At 55.5% G+C, this 18,228-nt stretch carries 18 protein-coding genes; 3 read left to right on the top strand and 15 right to left on the bottom strand.

All coding sequences use genetic code 11. The features are described from left to right. On the bottom strand, nt 1-1,320 hold the full coding sequence (locus K9G39_RS07455) for a nodulation protein NfeD (protein WP_292004297.1): 1,320 nt from the start codon (nt 1,318-1,320) through the stop codon (nt 1-3). A gap of 237 nt (nt 1,321-1,557) precedes the next feature. Between K9G39_RS07455 and K9G39_RS07450 the strand changes: the two genes are divergently transcribed. Continuing rightward, nucleotides 1,558-2,250 carry a zinc metallopeptidase gene (locus K9G39_RS07450; protein ID WP_292004296.1) on the top strand — a complete coding sequence of 231 codons (693 nt, stop codon included), beginning with the start codon at nt 1,558-1,560 and terminating at the stop codon, nt 2,248-2,250. A 61-nt stretch (nt 2,251-2,311) separates the two neighbouring features. Here K9G39_RS07450 and trxA read toward each other — a convergent pair whose 3' ends face one another. Both trxA and K9G39_RS07440 read right to left on the bottom strand, forming a co-directional pair. Then, nucleotides 2,312-2,620, bottom strand: coding sequence for a thioredoxin (trxA, locus tag K9G39_RS07445; protein ID WP_292004295.1), 309 nt, complete (start codon nt 2,618-2,620; stop codon nt 2,312-2,314). A 90-nt stretch (nt 2,621-2,710) separates the two neighbouring features. Beyond that, nucleotides 2,711-3,127 (bottom strand): OsmC family protein, encoded by a 417-nt coding sequence (locus tag K9G39_RS07440; protein ID WP_292004294.1) that lies wholly within the window; start codon nt 3,125-3,127, stop codon nt 2,711-2,713. A 237-nt stretch (nt 3,128-3,364) separates the two neighbouring features. Between K9G39_RS07440 and K9G39_RS07435 the strand changes: the two genes are divergently transcribed. Together K9G39_RS07435 and folE are read left to right on the top strand one after the other, a co-directional pair. Continuing rightward, nucleotides 3,365-3,814 (top strand): 6-carboxytetrahydropterin synthase, encoded by a 450-nt coding sequence (locus tag K9G39_RS07435; RefSeq protein ID WP_292004293.1) that lies wholly within the window; start codon nt 3,365-3,367, stop codon nt 3,812-3,814. Beyond that, entirely contained in the window at nt 3,774-4,448 is a 675-nt protein-coding gene (folE, locus tag K9G39_RS07430) for a GTP cyclohydrolase I FolE (RefSeq protein WP_292004292.1), read from the top strand. The genes K9G39_RS07435 and folE overlap by 41 nt, the downstream gene beginning before the upstream one ends. 95 nt (nt 4,449-4,543) lie before the next feature. Here the strand turns inward: folE and K9G39_RS07425 are convergent, their stop codons facing one another. The 12 genes from K9G39_RS07425 to K9G39_RS07370 form a co-directional block, all read right to left on the bottom strand. Then, the gene (locus K9G39_RS07425; RefSeq protein WP_292004291.1) at nt 4,544-5,017 is read right to left on the bottom strand and encodes a HyaD/HybD family hydrogenase maturation endopeptidase; all 474 of its coding nucleotides are present in this window, start codon (nt 5,015-5,017) and stop codon (nt 4,544-4,546) included. Further along, the gene (gene cybH, locus K9G39_RS07420; protein ID WP_292004290.1) at nt 5,014-5,697 is read right to left on the bottom strand and encodes a Ni/Fe-hydrogenase, b-type cytochrome subunit; all 684 of its coding nucleotides are present in this window, start codon (nt 5,695-5,697) and stop codon (nt 5,014-5,016) included. Before cybH ends, K9G39_RS07425 begins: the two co-directional genes overlap by 4 nt. Nucleotides 5,698-5,709: 12 nt before the next feature. After that, a complete protein-coding gene (locus K9G39_RS07415) occupies nt 5,710-7,428 on the bottom strand; it encodes a nickel-dependent hydrogenase large subunit (protein WP_292004289.1) in 1,719 nt (572 codons plus the stop codon). Between the two features lie 13 nt (nt 7,429-7,441). Then, nucleotides 7,442-8,527, bottom strand: a complete 1,086-nt coding sequence (locus K9G39_RS07410; RefSeq protein WP_292004288.1) for a hydrogenase small subunit — start codon at nt 8,525-8,527, stop codon at nt 7,442-7,444. Nucleotides 8,528-8,745: 218 nt separating this feature from the next. Then, nucleotides 8,746-10,281, bottom strand: coding sequence for an NADH-quinone oxidoreductase subunit N (locus K9G39_RS07405; RefSeq protein WP_292004287.1), 1,536 nt, complete (start codon nt 10,279-10,281; stop codon nt 8,746-8,748). 37 nt (nt 10,282-10,318) lie between these two features. Next, nucleotides 10,319-11,956, bottom strand: coding sequence for an NADH-quinone oxidoreductase subunit M (locus K9G39_RS07400; protein WP_292004286.1), 1,638 nt, complete (start codon nt 11,954-11,956; stop codon nt 10,319-10,321). 41 nt (nt 11,957-11,997) lie between these two features. Beyond that, nucleotides 11,998-14,298: an NADH-quinone oxidoreductase subunit L gene (gene nuoL / locus K9G39_RS07395; protein WP_292004285.1), complete on the bottom strand. Its 2,301-nt coding sequence runs from the start codon at nt 14,296-14,298 to the stop codon at nt 11,998-12,000. A gap of 49 nt (nt 14,299-14,347) precedes the next feature. Continuing rightward, complete coding sequence (gene nuoK / locus K9G39_RS07390) at nt 14,348-14,665, bottom strand: NADH-quinone oxidoreductase subunit NuoK (RefSeq protein ID WP_292004284.1); 318 nt, start codon at nt 14,663-14,665, stop codon at nt 14,348-14,350. Between the two features lie 12 nt (nt 14,666-14,677). Continuing rightward, nucleotides 14,678-15,199 (bottom strand): NADH-quinone oxidoreductase subunit J, encoded by a 522-nt coding sequence (locus tag K9G39_RS07385; RefSeq protein WP_292004283.1) that lies wholly within the window; start codon nt 15,197-15,199, stop codon nt 14,678-14,680. A gap of 28 nt (nt 15,200-15,227) precedes the next feature. After that, nucleotides 15,228-15,845: a 4Fe-4S binding protein gene (locus tag K9G39_RS07380; protein ID WP_292004282.1), complete on the bottom strand. Its 618-nt coding sequence runs from the start codon at nt 15,843-15,845 to the stop codon at nt 15,228-15,230. A 42-nt stretch (nt 15,846-15,887) separates the two neighbouring features. Beyond that, nucleotides 15,888-17,006, bottom strand: coding sequence for an NADH-quinone oxidoreductase subunit NuoH (nuoH, locus tag K9G39_RS07375; protein ID WP_292004281.1), 1,119 nt, complete (start codon nt 17,004-17,006; stop codon nt 15,888-15,890). After that, complete coding sequence (locus K9G39_RS07370) at nt 17,003-18,205, bottom strand: NADH-quinone oxidoreductase subunit D (RefSeq protein ID WP_292004280.1); 1,203 nt, start codon at nt 18,203-18,205, stop codon at nt 17,003-17,005. Before K9G39_RS07370 ends, nuoH begins: the two co-directional genes overlap by 4 nt. Nucleotides 18,206-18,228: the final 23 nt, after the last annotated feature.

The following is an 18,228-nucleotide window of genomic DNA, read 5'->3' as shown; positions in this document are numbered from 1 at the left end:
CTACTCCTCTGTTTTTGTTACCTGTAACTGAAGTCCTTTAATACCCGTCACCCTAACCGGTGTTCCTTCCGGAAGTTTTTCGCCTGCAACGGCGTCCCACAGCTCTCCATGCACGAAAACCTTGCCTGCAGAAGAGGGGCCGATCTGCCTGACGACACTGCCTGACTCTCCCAGAAGGCCCTCCTGTCCACTCAGCTGTCGGGAAGAGGAGGAACGCAGGACAACCCTGACGATAGCTCCGGCCGCAACTGCAAAAACAAGAAATACAGGGAGAAAAACAAACAATGAAAGTTCCATTCCCGAGCCCGGAGTGCCGAAAAGCATGAGCGAACCGGCAAAGAGAGCGATGAGGCCCGCTATGGCAAGAACGCCTCCACTGGTTACGAACAGCTCGAGACCGAGAAAAAGCACCCCAAGCAGAAGGAGAAGCACTCCGGTGATGCTGACCGGAAGCATCTGCATGGCGTAAAGACCGAGAAGCAGCGAAACCCCTCCGGCAACGCCAGGGAAAATCGCTCCGGGATTGGCAAGCTCGAAGTAAAGCCCGGCAAGACCGGCAAGAAAAAGAATATAGGCAATGTTCGGATCGGCAATCCTCATGAGTGCCTGTTCCTGAAAGGTCGCCTCTATCGGCTTCAGTACCGCGTCTGCCGTTGCAAGCCTCACCTCGCCGGCTGCGGTCGTGACCTTCAGCCCGTCAACCCTCCTGAGCACGCCCGCCGGCTTCGAGTCGATCAGATCGATCACGCCGATCCGAAGCGCTTCCTGTGCGCTTGAGGCCCTGCTCCGGAGAACCGCCTGCTCCGCCCATTCCGGATTCCTGCCTCGAACCTCGGCGAGACTTCTGGCAAAAGCGGCAAGATCACTTGCGGCTTTACTGCTCATAACATCGCTCTGCGTGTCGCCGCCACCCATTCCTACCGGATGGGCCGCCCCGATCTCCGTGCCGGGCGACATGGCCGCAACATGTGCCGAAAGCATCAGGAGTGCCCCGGCGGAAGCCGCCTGAGCACCGGAAGGAGAGACATGGACGATAACGGGAATTCTGGAGGCCATGACATCTTGCACCATAAGGCGCAGGGAGCTTACCAGACCTCCGGGGGTATCGAGCTCTACCAGCAACGCCGCCGATCCGTCAGCATGAGCCTCTGCAAGCGCCCGTGAAAAATACTGCGCGCTTGCAGGATTTACCGATCCCGAAAGCACGATACGCGATACCGTGACCTTCCCGGCCGCACAAGCCTGCCTGAACGGAAAGAGCAGGAAAAGCGATATGAGCATGAATGCCGCACCGTTGCGGCAATAGGCGAAGCCTGTCATGAAAGGACTGTTGGGTGAAACGTGCATCTGCTCTCAATATAATGAAATAAACCTCGCTCATCGTTCCCGGAAAACCGGTATCCCCCGGAAACGCAGGATTTCGCGCCGGATAACATCAAAGAGGAAGGGCACACCTGCAACGGTTGCGCCCGACGAAACTAATGCATATGTTTCGTTGTTTTTTCTCACAGGTAACGATGAACACCTATTTCTGAATAAACAACCATACAATTAACCATGTACTTCGATCCTTTATACTTCGTCTTTGCCCTCCCGCCCATGCTGCTTGGCCTGTGGGCCCAGTTCAGGGTTAAATCGGCGTTCAAAAAATATTCGCAGGTGCGCACCAACTCAGGAATCAACGGAGCGCAGGCCGCACGCAAACTGCTTGAACGAGGCGGTCTGGGAAACGTAACGGTCGAGGCCACCCACGGCATGCTTTCCGACCACTACGATCCGCGCCACAAGGCATTGCGCCTGAGCGAGGCGGTCTACAGCCTGCCGAGCATCGCATCGGTCGGCGTGGCGGCTCACGAAACCGGCCATGCGCTTCAGGACAAAACCGGCTACATGCCGCTGCAGATCCGTTCGCTCATGGTTCCCGCCGTCTCGATCGGCAGCAACCTCGGCCCGATCATCTTCATGGTCGGCATGTTCATGGCCGGCACGCTCGGCACCTCGCTTGCCTGGGCAGGCATTATCCTTTTTGCAGCCACGGCGCTTTTTGCGCTCGTAACGCTTCCCGTGGAGTTCGACGCAAGCCGCAGGGCCAAGGAACTGCTCGTTTCGCAGGGCATCGTCTCCCCTGCCGAAATGCAGGGGGTAAACGCAGTGCTCAACGCTGCCGCGCTCACCTACGTCGCCGCCGCCGCGCAGGCGATCATGCAGCTCGTTTACTTCCTCACGGTAATGAACCGACGGAGTTCGTAAGAATATCGAACAGGTCGAACAGCGCACACGGAAGCTGTTCGACCTGCCGGACAAGAAAATCCTACCCGCCCAACACCTTCACCACCTCTGCCCTGATCTGCTGATACGACAGCGCTCCGGCAGTTCGCCACACCAGCTTCCCCTTGTCGAACAGCATGAGCGCGGGAATGCCCTGCACCTGGAACTGTGCCGCCGCAGCCGGCTGCCGGTCGACGTTCACCTTCACCACCACCATTCTGCCGCTGAACTCCAGGGCAAGCTTTTTTACCGACGGGGCCACCATCTTGCACGGCCCGCACCAGTCGGCCCAGAAATCCACGAAAACCGGCACCGCGCTGGACTGTATGAGATCGTTGAGCGATTTGGACATAGGTATTGTGTTTCATTTATGATGTAAACAACCGCGATCCCTGATTTTTTCAAGCCGGTCACTGATCATCAGGACATATTGTGAGGCGCATCAATGAATTTGCGCCGTCTTCCACTCGATACGGCACCCCGACCGGCGCAGCATGGCCGTTACGCTGCAGTACTTCTCCATCGAAAGCGAAACCGCCCTCTCGAAATCCTCCGGTGTGCAGTCGGGGCTTTCAAGCCTGTAGAGCACCCTGATGGCCGTAAACACTTTCGGGTGCTCGTCTGCCCGGTCGGCATCGACCTCCGCGGCAAGAAAGATGACCTCCCTGCGTTTTTTTTTGAGAATGCTGATGACGTCCATCATGGAACAGGCCGCGAGCGATTCAAGCACCATCTCCATCGGAGAGGGGGCCGATCCGGTTCCGTGAAATTCCGCCGACGTGTCGAACAGGGTGAGGTGGCCGGCCCTGCTGATACCGGCAAGGGGCATGGTGTTGCGAAAGGTGACGGATGTGTTCATGGCGGATTGTCTTCAGATTGCATGTTCTCAACAGATAAACCTGCAATCGGGCTTTTCAGTTTCGCACTCCCCGGCTCTTCCCTGCAGCGTCATTCAGAGATGAAACTTATAAATTGCACCCTCGGTTGGTTGTTCGAAAACAATACCTTGTGCATCTTTCATGGCGGTCGCCTTTACCGTACCCCCACAGGTTATCGTGTTCCAGCTCATGTTTCCCGCAACAGAAACCGTCTGCCTATGAACCATCTACTGAAGAAGCCGAGAAAACTCTATGTATCGAGAAAAATCGGGTTCAACGCCGCTCATCGCCTGTTCAATCCGGAACTCGGCGAGGAGGAAAACCGCACTCTGTACGGCAAGTGCAGCAACGAGCATGGTCACGGGCATAATTACGAACTGGAAATAACCCTCTGCGGGATCGTTGACCCTAAAACGGGCTTCCTGTTCGATCTGAAGGTGCTGAAAAGCATACTCGAAGAGGAGATCATTGCACGTTTCGACCATCGACATCTCAATTACGACGTACCGGAACTCGAGGGGTGCGTACCGACAACCGAGGTGCTTGCCGTGCTCGTCTGGGATATTCTTGAAAATCGACTCAAACAATTCAACAACCGGGAAATCTCCCTTTACGAAGTCAAAATATATGAAACAGGAAAAAACGCTGTCCGATACCTTGGAGAATAAACCGGCTCACCCTTCGGGCAGGGCAAGCCAGTGCATCGACGACGACTGCCTGTATGAAGTGCAGGATACCGATACCGGAGCGCTCCTGAGGATTGCCGATTCGGTTTACACCATGCTCGACGGAGTGGGTGAAGACCCGGAGCGCGAGGGACTGGTGAAAACCCCGGAACGGGTGGCCCGCTCCATGCGCTTTCTGACACGGGGGTATCGCCAGGATCCCGAAGAGGTGCTGAAAAAAGCGGTGTTCACCGAAGCCTACGATGAGATGGTGCTGGTGCGCGACATCGATATCTTCTCGATGTGCGAACATCACCTGCTCCCCTTTTTCGGCAAGGCCCATGTGGCGTACATCCCTGACGGAAAAATAGTGGGGCTCTCGAAAATCGCGCGGGTTGTGGAGATTTACGCCCGCCGTCTCCAGGTACAGGAGCGGCTGACCCAGCAGATCCGCGACGCCATACAGCACGTCCTGAAGCCGAAAGGGGTGGCGGTCGTTATCGAGGCCCGACATATGTGCATGGTGATGCGGGGCGTCGAAAAACTGAACTCCGTCACCACCACCTCGGCCATGTCGGGCGAGTTTCTTGCCTCTCCCTCCACACGAAGCGAGTTTCTGCGCCTTATTCGTCCCTGAATTATCCGCCTCGAAACGCAAAAAGCGGCCCGGATGCATGTTCACCCGGGCCGCTTCACGTTACTGACCAACGGCCTTGAGCCTGTTTTGGCCGATTATTCCCGAAGCCAGCCCTGCAGTATCGCCCTGCCCTGTGCGACCGCTTCGTCGAGCAACTCACGGGCTTCTCCGCTGAGACCGCTTCCGAGATCGAGGCTCCGTGGCGGTATGCCGATAAGCACAAACCGTTCCGGCATCCGTCCGTGCAACTGCGCAATGCCGAGAAGCTCGCTGAGGCCCATCTGGTGCGAGGACATCTTGCGGTGAATGAATGCCGGCAGCTCCTCCCTGTGATAGACATAGACCCGGCTTTCGAAATCGAGAGGAATGAGCGCATCGAACACCATCACGGCATCGCTCGATTCGATATAGTCGAGCAGATAGAGGCCCTGCGTACCGCCATCGACAAACTGAACCGTCTCCGGGTAATCCCCATCCTTTTCAAAGGCCCGTATGGCCTCCACCCCGAACCCCTCGTCGCCGAAAAGGATATTGCCGAGCCCGAGAACGTTTATCCGGTTGTATTTCAATTCGGTTCTTCCTCCACCTTGTGCTTGTAGCCGGTTATGATGGACGAGGTGACGCTGGTGCGGTCAACCACGTCGTGACGGAACACGGCATAGAGGTGCATGATCAGGTAGATGGGAAAAATCCATGCGAGCAGATGATGCGCGAAATGCAGCGCATAGCTCCCGCCGAACAGGGGAATCATCCAGCCGAACATGCTTTCGGAGAAACCGCCCGGATTGTTCTCGCCGTACATGGCAAGCCCGCTGAGAATCATGAAGGTCGAGCCGCAGAAAATGAAGATGAAATGCGCCAGTGCGGCAACCGGGTTATGACCCACATAGTTCGGCTCGTCACGCCGCAGAAAGAGGTACGACTCGACCTGCTCCCGAAAGGGTTTGCCCCACCAGGAGGGTGACCATGGCTGGAAACCACCGAAGCGCGCATACCTGTCGTCCCCGAAAAGCGCCCAGTACATCCTGAAAAGAAAGTTCGCTATAAAAACGAAGGCCGTAGCGAAATGCAGGTAGCGCCACCACGACATCCCGTTGTACCAGACCGCTTCGCCCAGAGGCGGGTTGATGACCGGTGCTGCAATATACATGCCGGTCAGCAGCAGCATAACGGTACAGATGGCGTTGACCCAGTGGTAGACGCGAACCGGGAGCCGCCAGACATAGATTTCCTCGATGATTCTGCCCATGGTAGCCTCCGGTTAAACGATTCTGACGCTGGTAACTTCCCGTCCGTTCATATCGAACACATGCGATGCGCAGGCAAGGCAGGGATCGAAGGAGTGCACTGTCCGGATAATTTCGAGCGGCTGCTCCGGATTGGCCATCGGCGTGCCTTTCAGTGCCGATTCGTAAGCTCCGGAATTGCCTTTGGCGTCCCGCGGAGATGCATTCCATGTCGAAGGCACCACAATCTGATACTCCTTGATCTTCTGCTCCTTGATGTGGATCCAGTGGCCGAGTGAACCCCGCGGAGCTTCGCTGTAGCCGAAACCCTTGCACTCTGCAGGCCAGGTGGACGGGTCCCAGCGGTCGCTGTTGAAGGTGCGGTAGTCCCCTTTTTTGATGTTGTCGACGAGCTGCTCGTAGAAATGGCGCATGAAGCCGGCGGTCTGCTTGCATTCGATACCGCGGGCGGCAGTTCTGCCGAGCGTCGAGAAGAGCGCTTCGGGACCGACCTCCAGTTTCGAGAGAACCATACCGACGGTATCCTTGATCATGGGATCGCCCTTGGCGTAGGCGACAAGCACACGAGCCAGAGGACCGACCTCCATCGGGTGGTTTTTCCAGCGGGGCGTTTTCAGCCAGCTGTATTTCTTGTCGGTGTCGAGATGCTCGAACGGAGGCTTGGGGCCACTGTATGCCGGTTTGGTCTCGCCTTCCCAGGGGTGCAGCCCCTTGTCGTCGCCTTTCGAATAGGTGTACCAACTGTGGCTGACCTCTTCGGTAACATGGGCGGCATCCCGCGGATCGACATCGTGCACGGTCGTGAGATCCTTGCCGAGAATCGCGCCTCTCGGCCAGAGCAGGGTCTTGAAGTCATCGAGCGATGTTTCCGGAAAATCGCCGTAGCTGAGGTAGTTGCCCAGCCCGCCGCCATAGAGCCAATCCTTGTAGAATCCCGCAATGGCGATGAGATCGGGAATATAGACCTGATCGATGAACTGCTGGGTCTGGTCGATGATTTTTTTGACCATCGCAAGCCGCTCGATATTGATGGCCGTGTCGCTGTCAGGATCGATCGCGCAGGCCATGCCGCCCACCAGATAGTTGGGATGCGGATTCTTGCCGCCGAAAATGGTATGGATCTTGACGATCTCCTTCTGAAAATCGAGCGCTTCGAGATAGTGGGCCACGCCGATGAGGTTCACTTCGGGTGGCAGCTTGTAGGCCGGATGGCCCCAGTAGCCGTTCGAGAAAATGCCGAGCTGCCCGCTCTCGACGAATCCGATGAGCCGCTGCTGCAGATCCCTGAAATAGCCCACCGACGATTTGGGCCATGAGGAGATGCTCTGGGCGATATCGGAGGTCATTTTCGGATCGGCTCTGAGCGCACTCACCACATCGACCCAGTCGAGCGCATGCAGGTGGTAGAAATGCACCAGATGGTCCTGCGTCTGCTGGGTGGCATTCATGAGATTGCGTATGATACGCGCATTGGTGGGCACTTCGATGCCCAGGGCATCCTCGACACACCTGACCGAGGCAAGCGCATGCACGGTCGTACAGACGCCGCAGATACGCTCGGCAAATGCCCAGGCGTCCCTCGGATCGCGTCCTCTGAGAATGACCTCGATACCGCGCCACATGGTACCGCTGCTGTAAGCCTCCTCGATGACATTGCTGTCGTTTACTTTCGCCTCTATTCTCAGGTGTCCCTCTATACGGGGAATGGGGTCGACTACAATTTTTTTAGCCATGCTCTACTCCTTGTTAAGCTTTATCCTCTGAATCCTTTCCTGCCTTGGCCTTTTTTACCGCCGTTACGGCGGCATGTGCCGCAGCGCCAGCGGCAGCCGCACCGACAGCGATCACTCCGATCCTGTCGGCGTTACTGTCCGTACCGAGGAACGAAACTTCCGCAAGACGCTCGTAGAACGGGCCCTTGTCCCAGAAGTTCGGCTCCGAGCAGCCGATGCAGGGGTGTCCCGAACCGATCGGAAAGCTGACCCCGCCGTTCCACTGGATTTTCGAACAGGAGTTGTAGGTTGTCGGGCCCTTGCACCCCATCTTGTAGAGACACCACCCTTTTCTTGTCGCCTCGTCGTCGAAGCTTCTGACAAACATGCCGGCATCGTAAAATGCCCGGCGGTAGCACTTGTCGTGAATTCTGGTATTGTAGAACGCTTTGGGCCTGCCCATGCGATCGAGCTCCGGCAGGGTACCGAAGGTGTGGAAGTGCGCGACCACTCCGGTCATCACTTCGGAGATGGGCGGACATCCCGGAACGTTGACGATGGGCTTGTCCTTGATGATCTCCGAAACCGGCGCGGCTCCGGTAGGGTTGGGATCGGCGTTCTGAACACATCCGTATGAGGCGCATGCCCCCCAGGCGATGATGGCCGCGGCATCTGCCGCCGTCTCCTTCAGCGTGTTCAGGAAGGAGTCGCCGCCCACCATGCAGTAGACCCCGTCGTCCTTGGTGGAGGCGTTGCCTTCCACGGCAAGAATATATTTGCCCTTGTAGTCCTGCATGATTTTCCTGCGCACATCCTCGAGCTGATGACCGGCAGCTGCGCTGAGCACATCGTCATAGTCGAGAGAGATCATGTTGAAGATGATATCCTCGATGGTGGGATGGGAAGAGCGGATGAAGGATTCCGAACAACAGGTACATTCGAGCCCGTGCAGCCAGATCACCGGAGTTCTCGGCTTTGTTTCCATGGCTTGAACTATTTTGGGTACCATCGAAGGGGAAAGGCCGAGATAGACCGAAGTAAGCGAGCAGAATTTGAGAAAATCACGCCGGCTTATGCCGCTGGCCCTGAAAATATCGGCGAAGGTCTGGTTGTTGTGCATTACTGCCTCCGGATTAAGTGAACCGGATCATCGGCATAAATCTGCCTGTTCCGGCGTGCCTGGCTGTGGGAAAGTCAATTGGATTAACTGATAACTTAACAATCGTTGATTAATTTTACCAGCATTCCCGTCACAATAATCCCGCTAAAAACAAAAAAACCCTGCATAATCGGAAGATTTGCAGGGTTTTGACATTATTTATTAACGCCGGAGCCGGCTCAGTAGATCGTCACTCCAAGCATCGATGAGGATACTTTTGCAAAATCGACCAGGGGCTTGAAGAAAAGACCGAAGTAGATGGTCAGCAGCATCAGCACCGCTATGGCGACCTTGTGGGCCATTCCGGTTCCGGCTTTCGCTTCCACGGGCTGGTTCGATTCCCTGAGATACATGTTAAGCGGAATGAGCATGTAGTAGTAGAGGGAGATGACGCTGGTCAGGACACCGATAAGGGCAAGCCAGATATAAACCGAGCCCTTGGCGAGAAGCGCCGAAAAAATCATGAGCTTGCCGATAAAGCCGACCGTCGGAGGAAGCCCGACAAGGGAGATGAGAAACACCGTGAGAGCCGCACCGGCAAGAGGCATCTCTTTTCCGAGTCCGCGGTAGTCGTCGAGATTTTCGCTGCCCGTTCTGTTGGAAATCATGATGACCACATAGAAAGCTCCAATGTTCATGAGGAGATATCCGAGCAGGTAGAACAGGGTGGCCTGGGTGCCAAGCGCGTCCATGGCGATGATACCGAGCAGAAGATAACCGGCATGGGCGATCGAGGAGTAGGCAAGCATTCTCTTGACATTCTTCTGCCAGAGAGCCACCACGTTGCCGTAGATCATCGAGGCGATGGCTATGACGATCAGCAGCATGAGCCAGTCGATGCCGACGATATCCTGGAACGGTTCCCCACCGTGAGGAATGGCCACATAGAAAAAGCGCATGAGAATGGCAAAACCTGCCGCTTTGGAACCCACCGAAAGATATGCTGTAACGGGCGTCGGAGCGCCTTCGTACACATCAGGACTCCAGAAATGGAACGGAACGGCTCCTATCTTGTAGCCGAATCCTGCAAGAATGAGCAGTGAGGCCAGCATCATGACAAGCGGATCGTAACCGTGCAGGGCAAGTTCCGAGCTGATCTTCATGATGTTGGTCTGGGCGGTAATGCCGTAAATCAGCGAGAAACCGTACACCATGAGTCCCGTGGAGACCGCTCCGTAAACCAGATACTTCAGGGCTCCTTCGGAAGAACGGGGGTCGTCTTTCCGGTAACCGGTAAGCACGTAGGCGGTAAGGCCCACAAGCTCCATGGAAAGAAACATCATGAGCAGATCGGTTGACGAGGCCATCATGATCATGCCGATAACCATGGCGACAATCAGCGCATAGTACTCGCCCATACTCCTGGCGTGGCGGTTGAGCTGATCGTCGGCTACCGATATCAGTACCGCAAGAATGCCGGAAATCACGAAAAAGTACTTGAAGAAGATCGCGAACCCGTCGAGCGCATACATCCCGAAAAAGATCTCTCCGGCTTCAAGCAGATGCTGCTGATAGATAAAGTAGAAGCTGCCGGCAAGGCCGAGAACGGCAAGCAGCGGCAACAGATTGTTTTTTCTGCCTTTCACGGCAAGATCGACGATGATCAGGAGCATGAAAAGCACTGAGAGATAGATTTCAGGCATGAAAAAACCAACGCCGGTTTTCAACGCAGCGATGATACTCTGTATTTCAGCACCTGATGGCAGCTCGAACATAATTCTCTTCGTTTATTCTTTTACCTCATTCGGCAGATTAATTCAATGCGGTCATCACGACAGGCGAAAGCACCTCGACGAGCTTGTTGATGCTCGAGGTCAGCATGCCGAGCACCGGCATCGGATAGATGCCGAGGAAAATGACGATAACGGCAAGCGGAACAAGCATGACCAGCTCACGGGCGTCGAGATCGAGCTTCCCTTTCCAGTCGTGGAAGTGAATGTGTTCATGACCATCGGCACCGACTTCGAGATCGTAGGCCGCATCGTCCTTTCTCTTGCCGAGGAACATCCTCTGGAGCGACCAGAGCAGGTAGGCTGCGCCGAACACGATACCGAGCACGGAAACGATTGCGACATTGCGGGTGGTAACCGAACTGAAGGCGCCTACGAAAACGAACGCTTCGGAAATGAAGCCGGAGAGTCCGGGAAGACCGAGCGAGGCAAACCATGCGATGGTGACGACGGCAGCGTAGACCGGCATATAGGAGGCAAGTCCACCGAACCTGTCGATCTGTCGGGTGTGTGCCCTGTCGTAGATCACGCCGACAAGAAGGAAGAGCATGGCGGTAATGGTGCCGTGATTGAACATCTGGTAGAGCGCACCGACCATGCCTTCGCTGTTCGCGGCGGCAAGACCGAGCAGCACATAACCCATGTGGCTGATGGAGGAGTATGCCACCATTTTCTTGAGATCCTGCTGGGCAAGCGCACAGAATGCGCCGTAGATGATATTGATGGCGCCCAGAACGGCTATCACGTAGAGCGAGGCCTGGAACACTTCAGGAAAGAGCGGGAAATTGATACGCATCATGCCGTAGGTGCCGAGCTTCAGCAGCACGCCGGCAAGAATGACCGAAATCGGGGTCGGGGCTTCGACGTGTGCGTCGGGAAGCCAGGTGTGGAACGGAAACATCGGAACCTTGATGGCGAAACCGATAAAGAGCACGATGAATGCCGCGTAACGCCACATGACGTTGTCGGGGCCGAGAATGGCATCCTTGATATAGTTCTCCTGGCTTGCCATGGCGACCAGGCTGAAGGTGTGATTTCCGGTAAGCGGATCGATAACGCTGAAGTAGAGACCGATCATGACGAGAAGCATGAAGACCGAACCGAACAGCGTGTAGAGGAAGAACTTGATGGCGGCGTATTCGCGGTTAGGCCCGCCCCAGATACCGATGAGAAAGTACATCGGAAGCAGCATGAGCTCCCAGAAAACGTAGAACAGGAAGAAGTCGAGCGCCACGAAACAGCCCATCATCGCCGTGGCGAGCAGGTTGTAGAGGATGAAGTATCCCTTCACCTGTTTCTGGATCGGCCAGCTCGAAAGAATTCCGATGATCGAGATCAGGGCGGTCAGGATCACCATGGTGATCGAGATGCCGTCCACACCGAGGAAGTACTCGATGTTGAGCGATCCCATGCCCCCCAGATCGAGATTGATCCACGGCACTCGTTCGATGAACTGGAAGGAACCTTCCGGGGCTCCTCCGGCGGCAGCGGTGATTCCCGGCAGAGAGGCATCATACCCCTGCCAGATCAGTACAGCGAGCACCCCCTGGGCGATTGCCGCAAGCAGTGACACTATTCTGATTATCTGCTTCTGTGAAGAAGGCACGGCAAGAATCACCAGACCGGCAAGAATAGGCAGAAAAACGATAAGACTCAGCATGTTCCGTATCTGTAGGTTTTCAATTTAAAAATAAATGCCTCTCAGGAGATCAGTTGTGTAAAGTAATAGATAAAGTACCCTATCACTGCAAGCATCAGCATAACAACATAGGTCTGCACCTTGCCGGTCTGGAGCTTCTTCAGGAGGGCTCCGGTGGTGTTGACGAAGAATGCCGTGAAGTTCACCGCGCCGTCTACGACATACCTGTCGAAGCCGCCGCTGGTAAAGGCCACTTTTTTCGTCACTACCGCAACGCCGTTTACGGCACCATCGACAATATTGGTGTCTATCCAGGACAGTACCTTCGAAAGAACAACCGAACCTTTTATGAAGGTTGCCTGGTAGATTTCATCCCAGTACCACTTGTTGAACGAAAAGAGATAGAGCGGCCTGATGCCCGCGGCGGTCCGGTCGGGATCGATGATCCGGAAGACATAGACCACAAGGGCAAGGCTGATGCCGAGCACGACCATGACGCTGGAGATCATGATGGCGGGATTGTGCGCCTCGTGTGCTGCATGGGCAATGGCGGCCTGCCGCGGATCGGAAAACTCGTGCGCCCCGGCTTCACCATGCACACCGGCTTCAGCGCCATGCCCTTCCGAAGCCACTCCCTCGGGCTGGGCATCGGTTTCGGCTCCGTGCGCCCCTGCAGGCACGGCTTCGGCAAGCAGAATGCCTGTGTGGTGGGCAGGAGATGCTGCGGTTGAATGATTCGAGTCGCCTGAAGACGAACCGACAACCGTTGCCGGTGTCGGCACCATGCTCATGAACCACCCCTTGGCCCCGTCAAGCGGATCGGGCGAATAGACGGCAAACACGGAGAGTGCGGCAAGAACCACCAGCGGAGCCCGCATGTTCCATGCCACCTCATGCACGCCGTGCGACTCTTCGTGATGAAGGTCATGGCCGTGGGCCGCGTGGGCGTCGTGTCCGTGATGGTGGTCATCCGCAGGCTTCAGGTGCGTGCGGCTCTCACCGAAAAAGACCAGCCAGATCTGCCGTCCCATATAGAATGCGGTCATCATGGCCGAGAAAAAGCCGAGAAACGGAATGAGCCAGTAGACGCCTCCGCCTTCGGCAGTGGCGAAGCCGATGGCTCCGGCAAGAATCGCGTCCTTGCTCAGGAAGCCGCTGGTCAGCGGAAGACCGGCAAGAGCGAGCGTTGCAAGGGTGAATGTGGCGAATGTCCAGGGCATGTGCTTGCGAAGTCCGCCCATCCAGCGCATATCCTGCTCGTGGTGCATGGCGTGGATGATCGCGCCGGAACCGAGAAAGAGACAGGCTTTGAAAAACGCATGCGTCACCAGGTGGAAGAGAGCGGCAGAATATGCCCCGACACCGAGGCCGAGAACCATGTAGCCGAGCTGCGAAACCGTCGAATAGGCCAGTACCCTCTTGATGTCGTGCTGGGTGATGGCGATGGTGGCGGCCATGAAGGCCGTAAAGGCTCCGATAAAGGCGATCACATGCAGCGCATCGGCGGTAAGCAGTACAAATATCCTTGCAACGAAGTAGACGCCTGCGGCAACCATGGTGGCCGCATGGATCAGTGCGGAAACCGGAGTCGGACCTTCCATGGCGTCGGGCAGCCAGACATGGAGCGGGAACTGAGCCGATTTACCCACGCAGCCCATGAAAAGCAGGATGCCTGCTGCGGTAAGCCACGCCTCGCTCATACCGAACTTTCCGGCGGCGAGGTTCGCGAAAATCTCCTGGTAGCTGAAGGTATGGAACTGCGAATAGAGAATCAGGATGCCGAGCCACATGCCGATATCGCCCACGCGGTTGGCAAGAAAGGCTTTTTTCTGTGCGTCGGCGGCGCTGTCCTTCTCGAAATAGAAGCCGATGAGCAGGTAGGACGAAAGACCGACAAGCTCCCAGAAAATATAGATGGCGAAGAGGTTGTCGGCAAGCACGATGCCGAGCATGGAGAAGGTGAAGATTCCGAGATAGGCAAAAAACCTCCCGTAACGCGGGTCGCCCGCCATGTAACCCGTCGAGTAGAGGTGCACCAGAAAACTGATAAGGGTTACCATGGCAAGCATGATCGCCGTGAGATTGTCGATCACGATGCCCATCTTGATGACGAGCGGACCTACTCCGGGCACATTGCCCAGATCGATCCAGGTGAAATCCCATGCAACCCTGAAAGCAGGATCGTAAGCCTGAACCACGACACTCCAGAAAATATAGAGCGAAATCGCAAATGTCGTACCGAGTATGCCGACACCGAGGAAATCACCTCTTCTCGGAAGCCGCTTGTTGAAGAAAATAAGGATCACAAACGACAGCAGCGGCAGAAGCAGAACGGCTATTGATAACTGTATTAAACTGTGCATGTTCTTTCGGTTTTCAGGAAATAATAAAACTGATTGTTCTTCTGCCCGTTCACTCCTTCATGGTGTCGATGGCTGACACATCGACACTCCTGAAGATTTTATAGATGTTGATGACGATTGCCAGGCCGACGGCTGCCTCGGCAGCGGCAAGAACTATGACGAACAGGCTGAACATCACGCCCTCCATGCCCCCGTTGAATTTCGAGAAGGCCAGAAAGTTGATGTTTGCGGCGTTCAGGATCAATTCCACACCCATGAGAATGACAATGGCGTTTTTCCTTGTCATCACGGCGAAAAGCCCGAAACCGAAAAGCAGTGCCGATATGGTCAGGTAGTGATTGAGACCTATGTTCGTAAGCAGTTCCATGAAACAGATGGCTTAATGTTCGTTATTGTGGACGTTGTCGTACCGGGCAAGGAACGCGGCGCCGATAAGGGCGGCCAGAAGCAGTATGGATGCCATCTCGAAGGGAAGGACGAATCTCGACATGGTTTCGATACCGATGCGCTCGACAACGCTTCCCTGCAGCTGAACCTCCGAAGGCTTCCAGGTGCCGGTCGTGTAAAAGGTGAAGAGCAGTCCCCCGACAGTCACCACAAGCAGCAGCGTTCCCGGAACCACATGAAGCACGTCGGTCTTCAGATCGGCCTGCATGATGCTGTTGGTGAACATCACGCCGAAGAGCAGAAGCACGAGAATGCCGCCGACATAGACAACGATCTGGGTGACGGCAATGAAATCGGCGCTGAGAAACACATAGAGCGCCGCCGCTCCGAAAAAGGTGAAGAGCAGGGCGAAGGCCGAATAGATTACGTTTTTGGAAAACACCACGAATGCCGCCGAAAAGACCGTGATTGCGGCAAAGATATAGAAGATAGTGACGAAGGTCGCGTTATTCATGTGTTATAGCCCTGGTTATCGTATTCTCTTACTGAGCGCTTTTTCCGTCGGCGGCTTTTGCGGCGACAGCCTCCTTCTCCCTGGCTGCCTGCGCCTGCTGCTCGGCGACCTTGCGACGCTTCGCCTCGGCCTCCAGACGTGATAGATTGCCGAAATGGTAGATCATGTTCTGCCGGTCGAACTCCGAAAAATCGCTGACCGGGGTGTGCACAAGGCACTCTGTCGGACAGACCGAAACGCAGATGCCGCAGGTCATGCATTTGGCCACGTCGATATCGAACACGGGAAGCCAGAACTTTTTCTGCTGGCCGCCCGAAGTCTTGCCGCACAGGGCCAGATCATCCGGCACTACCTTGATGGTCTCGATGGTGATACAGGTGACGGGGCACGCCCTTTCACACTGCCCGCAGCCGATACAGTCCTCGATATCGTTATAGAGACGGTAGCGGGCGTTCACCGGCGTGGGAACCGCCTCTCTGGGATACTGAAGGGTGCAGAGGCCGTCAACCTGCCTGAAATAATCGGCATCGTCGATACCCGCATCGCCCTTCCGGTGGACAGCATTGAAAAAATGCTTCAGGGTAATGCCCATGCCGGTAGCAATCGTTACCGCGCCTGCCTTGATATTGCTGAAATATTCACTCATAATCTTCTTTCGTCATTACTTGCCTTGCAGCGTCAAACCGGTTTACGGTACATAAATTTCCCAGATCGCGGTCAGCACGAAGCTGATGAATGCGAACGGTGTAAGAACCTTCCAGCAGAGATACATCAGCTGGTCAACCCTGAGTCTGGGAAGTGTCCAGCGAAGCCACATCTGCACGAAAATAAAGAAAAAGCCTTTCGAGATGATCCAGAACGCACCCCATACCGGGCCGCTTGTCCAGTCATAGAGGGCAACGGAACCGAGGTTCGGGAGCGGTGAGTTCCAGCCTCCGAGAAAAACGATGGAGATAATGGCCGAAACCATGAACATGCTTCCGTACTCGGCAAGAAAGATGACGGCAAACTTCATGCCGCTGTACTCGGTGAAGTACCCGGCTACGAGTTCGGATTCCGCTTCGGGAATGTCGAAAGGTGCACGGTTCGTTTCGGCAAGCGATGCGATGAAATAGATAAGGAAAGGGAGCCAGGCAATCGGAGACTGGAAAAGATAGAAGTGCGCAAAGCCGTAAGGCCCTGACTGCAGCACGTTTATCTGCTGCATATCGAGCGTCCCTGCCATCATGGCGCCGCAGAGCAGGGCGATGGCTGCCGGAATTTCGTAGCTCACGATCTGGGCGACGCTGCGTACCGCCCCGTAAAGGGACCACTTGTTGTTGGAGCCCCAGCCTGCGGCAAGAATACCCACAACTTCGAGCGCGACTATACCGATGGCGTAGAAGAGGCCGACGTTGAGGCTGGCTCCGATAAAGGCAGGACTGAAGGGAAGCACGGCAAAGGCGAGAAACGATCCGACAAAGAGAATTCCGGGACCGACCACGAAAAGGAACTTGTCGGCGGAGGTAGGCACGATGTCCTCTTTCTGCAGGAGCTTGAGAATATCGGCAAGGGTCTGCAGGATACCCCACTTGCCGACCTCCATGGGTCCGAGCCTGTCCTGCATGAAGGCCGAAATCTTGCGTTCACCGTACACGCCGTAGGTCAGGGCGTAAAGGGCGATGAAAACAAGCGGAATAGCGGCAATAATCACCAGGCCGAGAGGAAACCACGACAGGGTGAGCCCGGCAAGCGCATCGGACCAGGCATTGAGATTGTTACCCATAAGAAACGGCAGACGGATTTGCGAAATGGCGGAAACACTCATCGGTCAACCTCCCCGAGAACGATATCGATGCTGCCGATAATAGCCACGAGATCCGGTATAAGCTGACCTTTCGACAGATCTTTCATGGCGGATAGATTGACAAAACAGGAAGAACGCGCCTTGCAGCGGAGCGGTTTGGTCGATTTTCCGTCGCTCTGGATGTAGAAGCCGAGTTCGCCGCGGGGATTTTCGGCCCTTGCGTAAACCTCGCCGGCTTTCGGCCGTACCCTCTTTGGCACTGCGGATCTCGGATTGAAACCGTCGGAAGCGGGCATTTTCGAAATGCACTGCTCGATGATATTGAGACTCTCTTCCATTTCAAGTGCGCGAACCAGATGGCGCGACAGGCAGTCGCCGATATCAGAAAACTTGCCGTCGGGAACCGGAACATTGAAGTCGAGTTCGGGATAGACCGAGTAGGGATCGTTCCTGCGCAGATCCCACTTGACACCGGAGCCCCGAAGCATCGGTCCGGACCATGCGTAGTTGATGGCGACATCGGCGGGCATGATGCCGATCCCCTTGGTACGCTTGACGAAAATCTCGTTTTCCGTCAGAAGCTTGTAGAGCTCGACAACTTTCGGGCGGAAGTAATCGACGAACTCCTTGACCCGCTTGTTGAAATCGGCAGGAATATCGAAAGCGACTCCGCCGATCCATATGTAGTTGTAGAGCATGCGTGCGCCCGATGCCCATTCGAGCAGATTGAGAATATGCTCGCGGTCGCGGAAACAGAAAAGGAAGGGCGTAAAGGCACCGAGATCAATGCCGTAGGTGCCGATAGCCACAAGATGCGAAGCGATCCTGTTCAGCTCGGAAACCATCACCCTGATAAATTCAACCCTTCTGGGAATCTCGATATCGAGAAGCTTTTCAACAGCAATGCAGTATGCCCACTCGTTATTCATGCCTGCAAGATAGTCCATCCTGTCGGTATAGGGCACGATACCCGGATAATCGACCACTTCGCAATGTTTCTCGAAACAGCGGTGGAGATAGCCAAGATAAGGTTCCGCAGAGGTGACCACCTCGCCGTCCGTCATACATTCGAGCTTGAGCACGCCGTGAGTCGAAGGGTGCTGGGGACCCATGCTCAGCACCATCTCTTCGGTTGCGAGATCCTTCTCTATGACAACAACGTTGCCATCCTTTCGGGATACTCGTATCGACCCCTGCTCAGCCATTCCTAATTCCTGCATACTTGAGTCTGCTTTATTGCTGT

It is taken from the genome of Chlorobium sp. (assembly GCF_021740465.1).
In the GTDB taxonomy this organism is placed as follows: domain Bacteria; phylum Bacteroidota; class Chlorobiia; order Chlorobiales; family Chlorobiaceae; genus Chlorobium.
Note: the sequence above shows the minus strand (reverse complement) of the source record. Positions and strands in the feature narration are given on the sequence as shown.

Bases quoted from the DNA above. Each gene is read 5' to 3' on its own strand.
- K9G39_RS07455 (WP_292004297.1), bottom strand. From the start codon at position 1,320: ATGACAGGCTTCGCCTATTGCCGCAACGGTGCGGCATTCATGCTCATA.
- K9G39_RS07385 (WP_292004283.1), bottom strand. From the start codon at position 15,199: ATGAATAACGCGACCTTCGTCACTATCTTCTATATCTTTGCCGCAATC.
- K9G39_RS07410 (WP_292004288.1), bottom strand. From the start codon at position 8,527: ATGCACAACAACCAGACCTTCGCCGATATTTTCAGGGCCAGCGGCATA.
- cybH (WP_292004290.1), bottom strand. From the start codon at position 5,697: ATGGGCAGAATCATCGAGGAAATCTATGTCTGGCGGCTCCCGGTTCGC.
- nuoK (WP_292004284.1), bottom strand. From the start codon at position 14,665: ATGGAACTGCTTACGAACATAGGTCTCAATCACTACCTGACCATATCG.
- K9G39_RS07440 (WP_292004294.1), bottom strand. From the start codon at position 3,127: ATGAACACATCCGTCACCTTTCGCAACACCATGCCCCTTGCCGGTATC.
- K9G39_RS07400 (WP_292004286.1), bottom strand. From the start codon at position 11,956: ATGCTGAGTCTTATCGTTTTTCTGCCTATTCTTGCCGGTCTGGTGATT.
- folE (WP_292004292.1), top strand. From the start codon at position 3,774: ATGAAACAGGAAAAAACGCTGTCCGATACCTTGGAGAATAAACCGGCT.
- K9G39_RS07405 (WP_292004287.1), bottom strand. From the start codon at position 10,281: ATGTTCGAGCTGCCATCAGGTGCTGAAATACAGAGTATCATCGCTGCG.
- trxA (WP_292004295.1), bottom strand. From the start codon at position 2,620: ATGTCCAAATCGCTCAACGATCTCATACAGTCCAGCGCGGTGCCGGTT.
- nuoL (WP_292004285.1), bottom strand. From the start codon at position 14,298: ATGCACAGTTTAATACAGTTATCAATAGCCGTTCTGCTTCTGCCGCTG.
- K9G39_RS07435 (WP_292004293.1), top strand. From the start codon at position 3,365: ATGAACCATCTACTGAAGAAGCCGAGAAAACTCTATGTATCGAGAAAA.
- K9G39_RS07380 (WP_292004282.1), bottom strand. From the start codon at position 15,845: ATGAGTGAATATTTCAGCAATATCAAGGCAGGCGCGGTAACGATTGCT.
- K9G39_RS07450 (WP_292004296.1), top strand. From the start codon at position 1,558: ATGTACTTCGATCCTTTATACTTCGTCTTTGCCCTCCCGCCCATGCTG.
- K9G39_RS07415 (WP_292004289.1), bottom strand. From the start codon at position 7,428: ATGGCTAAAAAAATTGTAGTCGACCCCATTCCCCGTATAGAGGGACAC.
- K9G39_RS07370 (WP_292004280.1), bottom strand. From the start codon at position 18,205: ATGCAGGAATTAGGAATGGCTGAGCAGGGGTCGATACGAGTATCCCGA.
- nuoH (WP_292004281.1), bottom strand. From the start codon at position 17,006: ATGAGTGTTTCCGCCATTTCGCAAATCCGTCTGCCGTTTCTTATGGGT.